This is a genomic window from Nonomuraea typhae (assembly GCF_009760925.1).
In the GTDB taxonomy this organism is placed as follows: Bacteria; Actinomycetota; Actinomycetes; order Streptosporangiales; family Streptosporangiaceae; genus Nonomuraea; species Nonomuraea typhae.
The window spans coordinates 248,259-261,004 of record NZ_VRLV01000015.1 but is presented as its reverse complement, the minus strand read 5'-3'; the positions used below and the strand labels follow the sequence as shown (position 1 = coordinate 261,004).

General features: G+C 74.2%; 11 protein-coding genes. 6 read left to right on the top strand and 5 right to left on the bottom strand.

What is annotated here, in order from left to right:
- On the bottom strand, positions 1–1,125 hold the full coding sequence (locus FVE25_RS41635; protein ID WP_157253003.1) for a winged helix DNA-binding domain-containing protein: 1,125 nt from the start codon (positions 1,123–1,125) through the stop codon (positions 1–3).
- 18 nt (positions 1,126–1,143) lie between these two features.
- Positions 1,144–4,386, bottom strand: coding sequence for an AfsR/SARP family transcriptional regulator (locus FVE25_RS41630; RefSeq protein ID WP_157253002.1), 3,243 nt, complete (start codon positions 4,384–4,386; stop codon positions 1,144–1,146).
- A 59-nt stretch (positions 4,387–4,445) separates the two neighbouring features.
- Between FVE25_RS41630 and FVE25_RS41625 the strand changes: the two genes are divergently transcribed.
- The 3 genes from FVE25_RS41625 to FVE25_RS41615 all read left to right on the top strand — a co-directional run bounded on the left by FVE25_RS41625 (position 4,446) and on the right by FVE25_RS41615 (position 7,280).
- Positions 4,446–5,660 (top strand): FAD-binding oxidoreductase, encoded by a 1,215-nt coding sequence (locus FVE25_RS41625; RefSeq protein WP_157253001.1) that lies wholly within the window; start codon positions 4,446–4,448, stop codon positions 5,658–5,660.
- Between the two features lie 72 nt (positions 5,661–5,732).
- Positions 5,733–6,077, top strand: coding sequence for a YciI family protein (locus FVE25_RS41620; RefSeq protein ID WP_157253000.1), 345 nt, complete (start codon positions 5,733–5,735; stop codon positions 6,075–6,077).
- Positions 6,078–7,280 (top strand): RNA polymerase sigma factor, encoded by a 1,203-nt coding sequence (locus tag FVE25_RS41615; RefSeq protein ID WP_157252999.1) that lies wholly within the window; start codon positions 6,078–6,080, stop codon positions 7,278–7,280. It abuts the gene before it with no gap.
- On the opposite strand, the gene FVE25_RS41610 is transcribed toward FVE25_RS41615, so the two are convergent.
- On the bottom strand, positions 7,249–8,796 hold the full coding sequence (locus FVE25_RS41610) for a 2-isopropylmalate synthase (protein WP_157253052.1): 1,548 nt from the start codon (positions 8,794–8,796) through the stop codon (positions 7,249–7,251). The genes FVE25_RS41615 and FVE25_RS41610 overlap by 32 nt on opposite strands.
- Positions 8,797–8,999: 203 nt before the next feature.
- Here FVE25_RS41610 and FVE25_RS41605 point away from each other — a divergent pair, with 203 nt between their 5' ends.
- Complete coding sequence (locus FVE25_RS41605; protein ID WP_157253051.1) at positions 9,000–9,692, top strand: FadR/GntR family transcriptional regulator; 693 nt, start codon at positions 9,000–9,002, stop codon at positions 9,690–9,692.
- Positions 9,689–10,324 carry an alpha-ketoglutarate-dependent dioxygenase AlkB family protein gene (locus FVE25_RS41600; RefSeq protein ID WP_157252998.1) on the top strand — a complete coding sequence of 212 codons (636 nt, stop codon included), beginning with the start codon at positions 9,689–9,691 and terminating at the stop codon, positions 10,322–10,324. Before FVE25_RS41605 ends, FVE25_RS41600 begins: the two co-directional genes overlap by 4 nt.
- On the opposite strand, the gene FVE25_RS41595 is transcribed toward FVE25_RS41600, so the two are convergent.
- Both FVE25_RS41595 and FVE25_RS41590 read right to left on the bottom strand, forming a co-directional pair.
- On the bottom strand, positions 10,311–11,084 hold the full coding sequence (locus FVE25_RS41595; RefSeq protein WP_157252997.1) for a TetR/AcrR family transcriptional regulator: 774 nt from the start codon (positions 11,082–11,084) through the stop codon (positions 10,311–10,313). The two genes, FVE25_RS41600 and FVE25_RS41595, sit on opposite strands and share 14 nt — an antisense overlap.
- Before the next feature lie 83 nt (positions 11,085–11,167).
- Positions 11,168–12,010, bottom strand: a complete 843-nt coding sequence (locus FVE25_RS41590) for an alpha/beta fold hydrolase (RefSeq protein ID WP_157252996.1) — start codon at positions 12,008–12,010, stop codon at positions 11,168–11,170.
- 92 nt (positions 12,011–12,102) lie between these two features.
- On the opposite strand from FVE25_RS41590, the gene FVE25_RS41585 reads away from it, so the two are divergent.
- Entirely contained in the window at positions 12,103–12,666 is a 564-nt protein-coding gene (locus FVE25_RS41585) for a TetR/AcrR family transcriptional regulator (protein ID WP_157252995.1), read from the top strand.
- Positions 12,667–12,746: the final 80 nt, after the last annotated feature.

Here is a 12,746-nt window from a genome sequence, read left to right as displayed (position 1 = left end):
TTATGCGTGGGGGCCGACCGTGACCTGGCCGAGGGTCAGCGCGGGGGCGCCGTCCATGATCTCGCCGAGGCGGGCCACCTGGTCGTCGAGCTCCAGGCGGTGGGCGGGGGAGAGGGGTTCCAGGGTCTCCATGGTGATCGTGATCTTCTTGCCGGAGCGCTTCTGGTGCCACACGCCGCCGACGACGCCGTCGAGGAGCAGCACCGGGAAGTTGCCCGCCTGTCCCCGGTTCAGGGCCCGCTCCCAGGCGCGGCCCGGGAAGAGCCTTTCGCGCGGCTGCGCCGCGATCGGGTAGGCGTCGAAGTACGGCAGCAGCCGCACCCCCTGGGCCTCGGCCTGCGGCGCCTCGGTGTCCCCCGGCAGGACCCAGGCCCGGCCGCCGTCGAAGGCCACCTCCTCCAGCTCCAGCTCGGCGAACGCCGCGGTGGCCCAGGTGATGGACGTGCCCAGCCAGCGGGCGAACTGCTGGGGGGTGGCCGGGCCGTACGCGTGCAGGTAGGCGGTGGTCAGGGTGTGGCGCCCGGTCACCGGCGCGAAGGGAGGAGGGGCGGTGAAGGTGACCTTGCGGCCCCGGTTCGGGCCGAAGCAGATCGCGCCCCGGTTGGCGGCGTGGCCGACCGCTTGCCGCCAGCGTGGCCACATGTCCTGAAATGCTGGGATAACCTTCTCGCCGGCCCAGGGGCCGGTGGCCGCCACCAGGGCCTCGGTCAGCTCGTCGGTCGTCAGCATCGCGCCGGTCAGCACCCGGCGCATCGCCGCCATCAGCTCCTCGGTCTGCTCCGGCGTCAGCCGCGCGTCCTCGGGCAGCCCCGAGGGCCCGGCCGGGATCGTGGACATCGCCGCCACCCACATCGGCAGGTCGCGCGTGGCCATCAGGTGGACCGTGCCGCGCGGGCCGTAGGTCTTGACCAGCGTCCCCTCTTCCCAGAGCGCCTTCTGCACGTCCTGCCGGGTCGCGCCGTCGAGGCGGAGGGCCAGGGAGTGCTCGCCCGCCGAGATGACCTGGGCGTGCACACCGGCCATGGCCGAGGCGAGCTCGGCGGGCGAGGCGCCCTTGACCGGGTCCGCCAGGCCCTGCCGTACCAGCCGTCGCGCGCTCACCTCTGGCCAGGAAAGTTCCTTCATGAAACCCCACGTTATTGGCTAATGCGGCAGGCTTCGTGCCGCGTTGATGAGTTCTTCCCTTGTCAGGGGGGCGGCGCACGCCTGGTCGCCGAGGTCCGCGCGCAGCCGCGCGGCGACACGGTCGCGGTCGGCCCGCTCCGACGCGCTCAGCGGGGTCGTCTCCGTCAGCTCCTCGAGTACGGCCAGCGCCGCGGCGGCCAGCTCCGGGCGTCCCACGCCGGCCAGGGCCGCGGCCAGCGCCATCAAGCCCGGCGGGAAACCGAGCTCGTAGCGCAGCGCCGCGGCGGTGTCCAGGGCGGCCAGGCTCAGCCGCAGCGCCCGCTCCGGCTCACCCCGCCCCTCGGCCACGAACGCCTGCTGCGCCAGGACCAGCGGCAGGTACGGCGGCGGCTCCTCGGTCACCGCCGGCCGCTCACCCTCCGGACCCTCGCCGAGGGCGGACAGGGACCGGATCTCACCCAGCAGCCGGTCGGCCCGGTCCAGGTCGCCGCACTGCCGGGCGGAGAAGGCCAGGCCCATCATGGCCAGGATCTGGGAGGCGTGGTGGGCCTGCCGCCTGGCCATCGCCAGCGCGCGCTCGCAGTCGGTGACCGCCGCGGCGTGCTCGCCCCGCTGGTGGGCCAGCCAGCCCACCCACGCCAGCCGCCCGGCTACCTCGGTCCAGAGCTCGAGCTCCTCGGCCATCCCCAGGCCCTCACGCTGCAGCCGGTCGGCCGTCTCCAGGTCGCCGCGCAGCTCGGCCGCGCCGCCGAGCCAGCCGACCGCCTCCATCTGGCCCCACCGGTCACCCAGCGCGGCGAAGGCCGCCCTGCTGCGCCGCGCGTCACGCTCGACCGCCTCCAGGTCTCCCCGGACGTGGGCCAGCTTGGCCCAGACGGCCAGCGTCGCGGCCACCCCCCACGCGTCCCGCCCGGCCTCGAACGCCGGCAGCGCCGCCCCGAGCAGGTCCCCGGCCGCCGACATGTCACCGAGGTCGATCGAGGCGTAGGCCAGGAACCACCGAGCCGCCGCCGCCTCAAGCGCGTCGCCCGCCGGCGGGCCGAACCCGGCGAGCGCGGCGGCCCGGCGCGACGCCCTGCCGACGGCCTCCCCGACGCCCGGCTCGGCCCCGCCCGCGAGCGCCAGGGCGAGGGCGGTGGCGTCCGGCGCGCCGGGCTCCGGGGTGTGCAGGACATCGCCGCTCAGAAACTCCAGCCCGGTCTGCCACGCCATGGCCGCCGCCCGCAGGTGGGCGGCGCCGCCGTCCACCGACAGGGCCGATCGCAGCGCGCGCACGCCCTCCGACAGCCGCCCGCGCAGGAACCAGTACCACCCCAGCGACCCGGCCAGCGCGAGCGCGTCGCCGGCCGCCCCCGCGCGCACGGCGTGGCCGAGCGCCGCGCGCAGGTTGGCGGCCTCGGCGTCCAGGCGCAGCAGCCAGCCCCGCTGCTCATCCCCGCGCAGGTACGGCCGCGCCCGGGCGGCCAGGCCGGCGTAGTACCGGTGATGCCGCTCCCGCAGGTCCTCCAGCTCTCCCGCCTCCCGCAACCGCCGCACGCAGTAGGCGGCCACGGACTCCAGCAGCCGGTAGCGCCCCTCGTGCACGGCCACCAGCGACCGGTCCACCAGCCTGGCCAGCACGTCAGGGCCGCCGCCGCCCACGGCCTCGGCGGCCTCCGGCGTGCACCCGTCGGCGTGGACCGCCAGCCGCCGGAGCGCCGCCTTCTCCTCGTCGTCCAGCAGCCCCCAGCTCCAGTCGATCATCGCCAGAAGCGTCTGCTGCCGGGGCGGCGCCCCGCGCAGCCCGGCGGCCAGCAGCCGGAACCGGTCGTCCAGCCGCTCCACCACGCCCGCCACCCCGAGCGCCCGCACCCGCGTGGCGGCCAGTTCGAGCGCGAGCGGAATCCCGTCCAGGCGCCGGCACAGGACGGCGACCGCCTGCGCGTTGTCCTCCTCCAGCCGGAAACCCCGATCGGCCGCGCGGGCCCGCTCGACGAACAACCGCACCGCGGCCGCCCGCCCCACCGGCTCGCCGCCCCCGGGCACCTCCAGCGGCGGCACGCTCCACACGAGCTCCCCGGCCAGTCCCAGCGACTCCTGGCTGGTGGCCAGCAACCGCAACCCGGGCGCCACCGCCAGCAGCCGGCCGGCCAGCGCCGCCACGGGCTCGATCACGTGCTCGCAGTTGTCCAGCACGATCACGGTACGGCGGGGCCGCAGCGCCTCGGCCAGCCGCTCCACCGGATCGCCGCCGCCCCGCAGCCCGAGCACCACGGTGACCGCCTCGGCCAGCCGCGCCACGGCGTCGGCGTCACCGGCCCGGTCCGCGGCTGCCAGTTCGACCAGCCACACCCCGTCGGGCGCCGACAGCCGCCCGGCCACCTCGACCACCAGCCGCGTCTTGCCGACCCCGCCGGGCCCGGTCAGCGTGACCAGCCGCTCCCGGCCGGCGTGGGCCAGGATCTCCTCGACCGCCTCCTCCCGCCCGATCAGCGCCCCGATGGGCACGGGCACGTTCCCGGTCACCGCGGACGCGGGCGCGAGGGCGGGATCCTGGACCAGCACCGCCTGGTGCAGCGCGGCCAGCTCCGGGCCGGGATCCAGCCCCAGCTCCTCGGCCAGGACGGCGCGGTGCCTCTCGTAGCCGGCCAGCGCCTCGCCCTGCCGTCCGGACCGGTAGAGCGCGCGCATGTGCGCGGCGCGCAGCCGCTCGCGCAGCGGATGCTCGCCCAGCAGGTCCGCCAGCTCGGCGGCGAGCGCGGCGTGTTCGCCCAGCTCGAGCCGGGCCTCCGCGCGGTCCTCCTCGGCGGTCAGGCGCAGCTCGTGCAGGCGCGCGGACGCGGCGCGGGTGAAGTCGTGGTCGGCGAAGTCCGCGAAGGCGGGACCGCGCCACAGCGCCAGGGCCTCGGCCAGGAGGCCGGCCCGCGTCTTCGGATCGGCGGCGGCCGCCGCGCCGGCCAGCAGCTCCTCGAAGGCGGCGGCGTCGGTCGACGCCGTGATCATGTACCCGGCGGGGACGCCGGCGACCAGGCCCCGCGATCCGGGCTCGGCGTCCTCCAGGATCCGGCGTAGCTGGGAGACCTTGACCGAAAGAGCGGCGGCCGGATTGCCGGGCAGCTCGTCCTCGCGCCACAGATCGTCCACGAGCCGGTCGGCCGGGACGGGCCGGCCCTCGTGCACGAGAAGGTCGCTGAGCAGCCCTCTCACCTTGGCCCCCGGCACGCTGACGACCTCGCCGCCGGTGGTCCAGACGGTCAGTGCTCCCAGCACCCCGAATCGCATAAGGGCCACCGTAAGTGGATGAGAAAGAATCCGTAAACGCCCCGGCGCACAGTGAAGCCATGACGCAGCAGACGATCTCCCGCGACCTCGGCTTCACCACCTACCTGCCCGGTCAGCCCGGCTACGACGAGCACCGGGCCCAGCCGTTCAACCCGGCCCTGGACGCCCGCCCCGCCCTGGTGGCCCGCGCCCTCACCGCCCACGACGTGCGGATGGCCGTGCTGGAGGCCCGTGAGCGCGACCTCCCGCTGGCCGTCCAGTCGACCGGCCACGGCACCCACGTTCCCGCGAACGGCGGCCTGCTGCTGAAGACCACCGACATGTCCGGCGTGCGTGTGGACCCGCACCGCCGCGTGGCCAAGGCCGGCCCCGGCGCCCGCTGGGCCGACGTGCTCGCCGCCGCCGCGCCGTACGGGCTGGCCCCGCTGTCCGGCTCCTCGCCGACCGTCGGCGTCACCGGCTACACGCTGGGCGGCGGCCTCGGCTGGCTGGCCCGCAGGTACGGCTTCGCCGCCGACAGCGTGCTGGCCGCCCAGGTCGTCACCGCCGACGGCCGGATCGTCACCGCGGACGCCGAGCACCACCCGGAGCTGTTCTGGGCGCTGCGCGGCGGCGGCGGCAACTTCGGCGTGGTCACCTCGCTGGAGTTCGAGCTGCACCCCGTCGGCCAGGTGTGCGCGGGCCTGCTGACCTTCGCCGTCACCGACGCCGCCGAGCAGCTCGCCGCCTACCGCGACTGGGCCGCCGGCCTGCCGCCCGAGCTGAGCACGGCCGCGGTCCTCACTCCCGACCGCACGCTGGTGATCAAGGCCATGGGCGAGACGGGCGGCACCCGCGAGCTGGCCGCACCGCTGATCCGGCGCCTGGGGCCGGTGCTCGACGGCGAACTGCGGGACATCCCGTACGCGAGCGCCGCCATGGGCGGCACCCCCGCCCGGACGCTCGAGCTCTACGACAGCCTGCCGGACGCGGTCCTCGAGGCCGCCGCGGCGGTCGGGGACGCGGCGGTGGAGGTGCGCCACTGGGGCGGCGCGCTGGCCGAGCGGGGGCCGGACGACGCGCCGGTCAGCCACCGCGACACGGAGTTCACGGTGATCGTGGCCAAGCCGGTGGCGCTGCCGTACGCGACGGGGCGTTCGTTCCTGAACTTCCTCGCCGACCCCGCCCGCGCCCACCGGGCCTTCACGCCCGGGAACTTCGAGCGGCTGCGCGCGGTCAAGCGGATCTGGGACCCCGCCAACCTCTTCCGTCTCAACCTCAACATTCAGCCGTGAACTATGGTGCCGGTAGGTGTCGAGACGCCGGCCTTCGCTCCGACTCAGGGGTGGCACGAGAGGAGCTCTGGCATGAAGTACATGCTGTTGATCTACAACAACGCAGAGTCGCGCAAGGCGATCGAAGAGAACATGGACAAGGTCATGGCCGAGGTCGGCCAGATCATGGCCGAGCTGCAGGCGAGCGGCGAGTTCGTGGACGGGATGGCGCTGGCCGGGAGCTCGCGCACGGTCCAGGTGCGCGACGGCGTCCCGGTCGTCACCGACGGGCCGTTCCTGGAGTCGAAGGAGCTCATGGCCGGCTACGTCACGGTCGACGTCGAGAGCCTGGAGCGCGCGACCGAGATCGCCGCCCGCTGGCCCGACGCCGCGCTGTGCGCCATGGAGATCCGCCCCGTCATCGGCGAGGCCGGCTAAGTGGCGGGCGTCGAGGACCTGCTGCATGAGCTGGCGCCGCAGGTCCTCGGCACCCTCGTGCGGCGCTACGGGCAGTTCGACGCCGCCGAGGACGCGGTGCAGGAAGCCCTGCTGGACGCGGCCGTCCAGTGGCCGGAGCAAGGGGTGCCGGACAGTCCGCGCGGCTGGCTGGTCACCGTCGCCTCGCGCCGCATCATCGACGAGATGCGCAGCGACGCCTCCCGCCGCCGCCGTGAGGAGACCGTCGCCGCCTGGCCCGAGCCCGGCGAGCCGGTGCCCGACCGGGACGACACGCTCACGCTGCTGTTCCTGTGCTGCCATCCGGCGCTGTCGGAGCCGTCGCAGCTCGCCCTCACGCTGCGCGCGGTCGGTGGCCTGACCACCGCCGAGATCGCCCGCGCGTTCCTCGTGCCCGAGGCCACGATGGCCCAGCGCATCAGCCGGGCCAAGGCCCGCATCAAGGCCGCGGGGGCGCAGTTCACGCCGCCGCCGGAACAGGAGCGGGCAGAACGGCTGCGCGTGGTCCTGCACGTGCTCTACCTGATCTTCAACGAGGGCTACACCGCCAGCTCCGGCCCCGACCTGCACCGCACCGACCTGACCGCGGAGGCCGTCCGGCTGACCCGGGCGGTGCGCGGCCTGCTGCCCGGCGACGGCGAGGTCGCCGGGCTGCTGGCGCTGATGCTGCTGACCGACGCCCGCCGGTCGGCCCGCACCGACGGCGAAGGCCGGCTGATCCCGCTGGCCGAGCAGGATCGCTCGCTCTGGGACCAGAAGATGATCGCCGAGGGCGTCGAGCTGGTCAGCGGGGCGCTGGCGGCGAGCACGCTCGGCCCCTACCAGCTCCAGGCGGCGATCGCGGCCGTCCACGACGAGGCGCCGCGGGCCGGGGACACCGACTGGCCGCAGATCCTCGCCCTCTACGAGCTGCTGGCCGGGGCGTCGGACAATCCCGTGGTGCGGCTCAACCACGCGGTCGCCGTCGCCATGGTCCGCGGGCCGCGCGAGGGGCTGGCGCTGGTGGACGCGCTGGCCGGGCCGCTGGGGGAGCACCACCGGTGGTACGCCGTGCGGGCGCACCTGCTGGAGCTGGCCGGGGACGAGCGGGCGGCCGGCGAGGCATACCGTGAGGCGGCCCGCCGTACGACCAGCCTGCCCGAGCAGCGCTATCTCACGGAGAGGGCCGGGCGGACGCGCGGCTGACCGCCGACAGCACGGCCTGAACGGACGCCGTGAGCGCGGAGGCGTCCCGCCCGGCGCCCCATCGGGTCTCGCCGTTCACCCGGCATTCGGCGTAGGCGGTCGCCGCGCCGCCGGTGGCGTGCTCGGTGTGGCTCAGGATCTCGACCTTGATCCCCGCCCGGGCCAGCTCCCGGGTGAGGGCGTCGAGGGAGCCGGTGGCGCTCCAGCCGCCGCCACGACCGGGCGCCAGGTAGGTTGCCTCGAACAGCTCCCACAGGTCGGCGGGCGCGGCCTCGCGCCCGGAGGCGTCCGTGGCCCGCTGGACGACCTGCGAGAAGTCGGCGCGCAGCCGGGGCGGCAGGTCCAGGCCGTAGCCGGTCTTGAGCAGGTGGGCGATGCCTCCCTTGCCCGACTGGCTGTTGACCCGGATGACCGCCTCGTAGGTGCGTCCCACGTCGGCCGGGTCGATGGGCAGGTAGGGCACCTCCCAGCGCCCGCCGGTGTACCGGCCGAGGCCCTTGCTGATCGCGTCCTGGTGGGTGCCGGAGAAGGCGGTGTAGACGAGGTCGCCGCCGTAGGGGTGGCGCGGGTGGACCGGGATGCGGTTGCAGTGCTCCACGACCTCGCGCACCCGGTCGATGGCGGAGAAGTCGATCATCGGGTCCACGCCCTGGGCGTACAGGTTGAGCGCCAGCGTGACCAGGTCCACGTTGCCGGTGCGCTCGCCGTTGCCGAACAGGCAGCCCTCCACCCGCTGGGCGCCGGCCAGCACGGCCAGTTCCGCGCAGGCCACGCCGGTGCCGCGGTCGTTGTGCGGGTGGACCGACAGGATCACCGCCTCGCGCCTGGCCAGGTGGCGGTGCATGTACTCGATCTGGTCGGCGTAGACGTTCGGGGTGGCGGCCTCGACCGTGGCGGGCAGGTTGTGGATCACCGGCCGGTCCGGCGAGGCGTCCCACAGGTCGCTGAGCCCGTTGCACACCTCCAGGACGTAGTCCGGCTCGGTGAGGTTGAACACCTCGGGCGAGAACTGGAACCGGGTCGAGTCGCCGGCCAGGCGCAGCACCTGGGTGGCCGAGCGCCGGATCATCCGGTGCAGGTCGTCCCGGTCGCGGCCGAGCACGACCTCGCGCCAGACCGGGGCGGTGGCGGTGTACAGGTGCACGACCGTGCGCGGCAGCCCCTTGACGGCGGCGAACGTGCGCTCGATCAGGTCGTCGCGGGCCGGGGTGAAGACCACGATCGTCACGTCGTCGGGCACGTCGCCGGACTCGGCCAGATGCCGCACGAAGTCGAAGTCGGTCTGACCGGCCGACGGGTAGCCGGCCTCGATCTCCTTGAAGCCCATGCCGGTCAGGAGGTCGAACATCCGGCGCTTGCGCGGGGTGTCCATGGGCTCGGCCAGCGCCTGGTTGCCGTCGCGCAGGTCGACGGGGACCCACAGCGGGGCCCGGGCGATCCTGCGGGCCGGCCAGGAGCGCTCGGCGAGCGGGACGTCCACCCGGTCGAAGATCGGGCGATATTTCTGGTACGGCATGCCGCTGGGTTGTTGCGGGTTCCAGTTCACAGGGGTGTGCCCTTCCGATGGTCCGGTTGCCATCGACCGGCAGCACGGCACCCCGCGGCGGGGTGCCGGTCGGATCAGGCCCCGCCGCGGCCGCCGAGAAGAAGCAGCCCACTGTGCGACATGCCGGGTATGGTGGCACACAACCAACTCCTCAGACAACCTGAGAGGTGACCATGCCGCTCGGCGCCCTCCGCCCGAGCCCTCTGGTCGAGCAGGCCATCCAGCTGCTGCGCGACGAGATCGCCGCCGGCCGCTGGCCCGTGGGCACGAAGCTCCCGGGGGAGACCACGCTCGCCGCCACCCTCGGCGTCGGCCGCTCCACCGTCCGCGAAGCCCTCCGCGCGCTGGCCGGGGCCGGGCTGGTGCAACCCCGGCAGGGGTCAGGGGTGTTCGTCATGGCGACGGAGACACCGGAGGACTGGCCGGCCCGGTTGCGCCGGGCGGCCATCGGCGACGTGTACGAGGTGCGCATGCTGGTGGAAGTGCAGGCGGCCCGGCTGGCGGCGGCCCGCCGTACCGAGGCCGACGTCACCGCGCTGGAAGAGGCGCTGGAACGGCGGCGGGAGGCGGCGGCCGCCGCCCCGGGCCTGGACGAGGGGTTCATCGCCGCCGACATCACGCTGCACGCCGCGGTGGTGGCCGCCGCGCACAACCCCGTGCTCACCGACCTGTTCGGCGAGTTCGTCCCCGTGCTGCGCAAGGGCCTGCTCGACCTGGCCGGACTGCTGGACGTGCACTCCCACGAGCGCGGCCACGGCGACGAGGCCCACGCGGGGCTGGTGGCGGCCGTCGCCCGGGGCGACGCCGAGGCCGCGGGCGCCATCCTGGAGCAGGAACTCCGCGAGACCCTGGCCTGCCTGCGATGATGCCGCTGCCACGCCGCGAGATCGCCCCGGGGGCCGTCCACGTCCCCGGCTGGCTGGACCTGGATCGGCAGCTGGACCTGCTGGCCGCCTGCCGGGCGTGGGCCGGCGGCCCGGTGCCCATCCGGCACACCGTGCTGCCCCGGGGCGGGGTCATGTCGGTGCGGACGGTGTGCGTCGGGTGGCACTGGCAGCCCTACCGCTACACCCGCACCGCCGACGACGTGAACGGCGCCCGGGTGGCCGAGTTCCCCGCATGGATGGTCGCGCTCGGCCGCCAGGCCCTGGCCGCCGCCTACGACCGCCCGGACGACGGCTACACGCCCGACACCGCGCTGATCAACTTCTACGACGACCAGGCCAGAATGGGCATGCACCAGGACAAGGACGAACGTTCCGCCGCCCCGGTGGTCTCGCTCAGCATCGGCGACGCCTGCCTGTTCCGCTTCGGCAACACCGAGACGCGCGGCCGGCCGTACACCGATCTGCGGCTCGAATCCGGCGACCTGTTCGTCTTCGGCGGCCCGTCGCGCTTCGCCTACCACGGCGTGCCCAAGGTCTACCCGGGCACCGCCGCCCCGTCGCTCGGCCTGACGGGCAGGCTCAACATCACCATGCGCGTCACCGGGCTGTGATGCCGTCCAGCAGCGTGCCGAGCCCCTCCGCGAACGCCCGCTGCGCCACCTGCTCGAGGTAGGGGGTGCCGCTGCCGTCATCGGGTACGGCGTCGCCACGCTCCAGCCAGGTCACCGCGGGGAAGCGGCCGGCGAAGTCCGGCGCGATCTCCCGCATCAGCGCCGAGCGTGCCGCCCACCACTCCTGGTCGGTGACGCCGGTCTCCGCCGGGGCCCGGCGCGACTCGGCGACGGTCCTGGCCGCGCCGCGCACCACGTCCATGAGCGCGGCCACGACGCCGCGCAGCCTGGCCGCCGGCAGCCCGGTCTCGCGCAGGAGCGCGGTGAGGGTCTCGACGACGGCGAACTCGTTGGGCCCGAGCACCGGCCTGGCCTGCGACACCTGCAGCACCCAGGGATGGCGCAGGTAGAAGGCGCGCAGGTCGTGCGCCCAGGCCGTCACCGCCGCCCGCCACCCGTCCGTGCGCGGGTAGGTCGCGGGCACCTCGGCCATCACCCGGTCCACCATGAGATCGAGCAGCTCCGTCTTGCCCGGCACGTAGGTGTACAGCGCCATGGCCGTGCGCCCGAGCCGCTCGCCGACGGCCCGCATGGACAGCGCCGCCATCCCCTCGGCGTCGGCCACCTCGATCCCCGCGGCCACGATGACCTCGACGCTGAGCCCCGGTTTCGGCCCCGGCCGCGTCTCCTTGGGGGTCTCGGTGCCCCAGAGCACCGCCATGGTCCGCCGGGCATCGCCCTGGCCCGCGTAGACGGTCACCGGCACTCCTCACGCCAAGATCTCTTTACGGCCTAAGGATAAGGGCTCCGCCCCGGCGGAGTACGGCGGGGCGGAGCGGGCGGTTACTTGGCGGCGAAGGCCAGCAGGGCCTCGTTGACCTCGGCGGCGTGGGTCCACAGGAGGCCGTGCGGGGCGCCGTCGACCTCGACGTAGTCCGCCTCGGGGAACGCCTTGTGGAAGGGGCGCCCGGTGGCGTCGATCGGGAGGATGTTGTCCCGGGTCCCGTGCAGGATCAGGGCCGGCTTGCCGGCCGCGCGCACGGCCTCGACGTCCTCGCGGAAGTCCTCGATCCACGCGGGCACCACCGCGTAGGCGGCGACCGGGGCGGAGGTGGTGGCGGTGTTCCAGTTGGCGGTGACGACCTCCTGGCTGATGCGGGTGCCGAGGTTCTCGTCCAGGTTGTAGAAGTCCTTGTAGAACTGGGTGAACCAGGCGTAGCGGTCGGCCTTGGCCGTGGCGGCGATGCCGTCGAAGACCGCCTGGGGCACTCCCGTGGGGTTGTCGTCGGCCGCCACCAGGAACGGCTCGAGCGAGGCCAGGAAGGCGAGCTTGGCGACGCGCTCGTGGCCGTGGTTCTTGACGTAGCGGGCGAGTTCGCCGGTGCCCATGGAGAAGCCGACGAGGATGACCTCGCGCAGGTCCAGCGTCTCCAGGAGCGTGTTCAGGTCGGCGGCGAAGGTGTCGTAGTCGTATCCGCCGGCGACCTTGCTGGACTGGCCGAAGCCGCGGCGGTCGTAGGTGACGACCCGGTAGCCGGCGGCGAGGAGTTCGCGCGTCTGGCGCTCCCAGCTGTGCCCGTTGAGCGGGTAGCCGTGGATGAGGACGACCGGCTGACCGGATCCCTGGTCTTCGTAGTAGAGCTCGACGGCGGTGCTGTTTTCGGCGCCGACGGTGATGTGGCCCATCAGATTTCCCTCCCTTTGGGCGGAGAACGAGCGTTCTCCGCCGAGGTGTCCTACAGTAGAGAACGATTGTTCTCCGCGCAACTGGAGCACGCATGATCGACGAGGAGACGGCGCGCGAACGGGTCGTGGACGCCGCCGACCGGCTGTTCTACGCCCGTGGTGTCCAGGCGGTCGGCATGGACGCCGTCCGGACCGCGGCGGGCGTGTCGCTGAAGCGCATCTACGCGCTGTTCCCCGCCAAGGACGACCTGGTCCTGGCCGTGCTCCGGCACCGGACGAACCAGTGGAACCTCGGCATCGGCGCCGCCGTGGCCGCCGCCCGGACGCCGCGTGGCAAGGTGCTGGCCGTCTTCGACTTCCTGGCCGAGTGGTTCCGCGAGGACAGCTTCCGCGGGTGCGCGTTCATCAACTTCTTCGGCGAGCTGGCAGGGGGCAACGCCGGCGTCGCCGAGGCCGTCCGGGCGCAGAAGACGTCCTTCCAGCGTCACGTCGCCGAGCTCGTCCGCGCGGCGGGCGGTCCGGCCTACCTCGCCCCGCAACTCGCCCTCCTCGCCGAGGGCGCCCAGACCACGGCGGCCATCACCGGCGACCCGGACACCGCGGCGCAGGCCCGCGCGGCGGCCGATACCCTGATCCGGTGCGCGCTGGGGACATGACCGCAGTCAAGCGCCGACTGTGGCATTTACCAGACATGTCGAGAAATGTCAGCCTGAGCGCTTGATGTGGTAATCGGTCG

Bases quoted from the DNA above. Each gene is read 5' to 3' on its own strand.
- FVE25_RS41635 (WP_157253003.1), bottom strand. From the start codon at position 1,125: ATGAAGGAACTTTCCTGGCCAGAGGTGAGCGCGCGACGGCTGGTACGG.
- FVE25_RS41630 (WP_157253002.1), bottom strand. From the start codon at position 4,386: ATGCGATTCGGGGTGCTGGGAGCACTGACCGTCTGGACCACCGGCGGC.
- FVE25_RS41625 (WP_157253001.1), top strand. From the start codon at position 4,446: ATGACGCAGCAGACGATCTCCCGCGACCTCGGCTTCACCACCTACCTG.
- FVE25_RS41620 (WP_157253000.1), top strand. From the start codon at position 5,733: ATGAAGTACATGCTGTTGATCTACAACAACGCAGAGTCGCGCAAGGCG.
- FVE25_RS41610 (WP_157253052.1), bottom strand. From the start codon at position 8,796: ATGCCGTACCAGAAATATCGCCCGATCTTCGACCGGGTGGACGTCCCG.
- FVE25_RS41605 (WP_157253051.1), top strand. From the start codon at position 9,000: ATGCCGCTCGGCGCCCTCCGCCCGAGCCCTCTGGTCGAGCAGGCCATC.
- FVE25_RS41600 (WP_157252998.1), top strand. From the start codon at position 9,689: ATGATGCCGCTGCCACGCCGCGAGATCGCCCCGGGGGCCGTCCACGTC.
- FVE25_RS41590 (WP_157252996.1), bottom strand. From the start codon at position 12,010: ATGGGCCACATCACCGTCGGCGCCGAAAACAGCACCGCCGTCGAGCTC.
- FVE25_RS41585 (WP_157252995.1), top strand. From the start codon at position 12,103: ATGATCGACGAGGAGACGGCGCGCGAACGGGTCGTGGACGCCGCCGAC.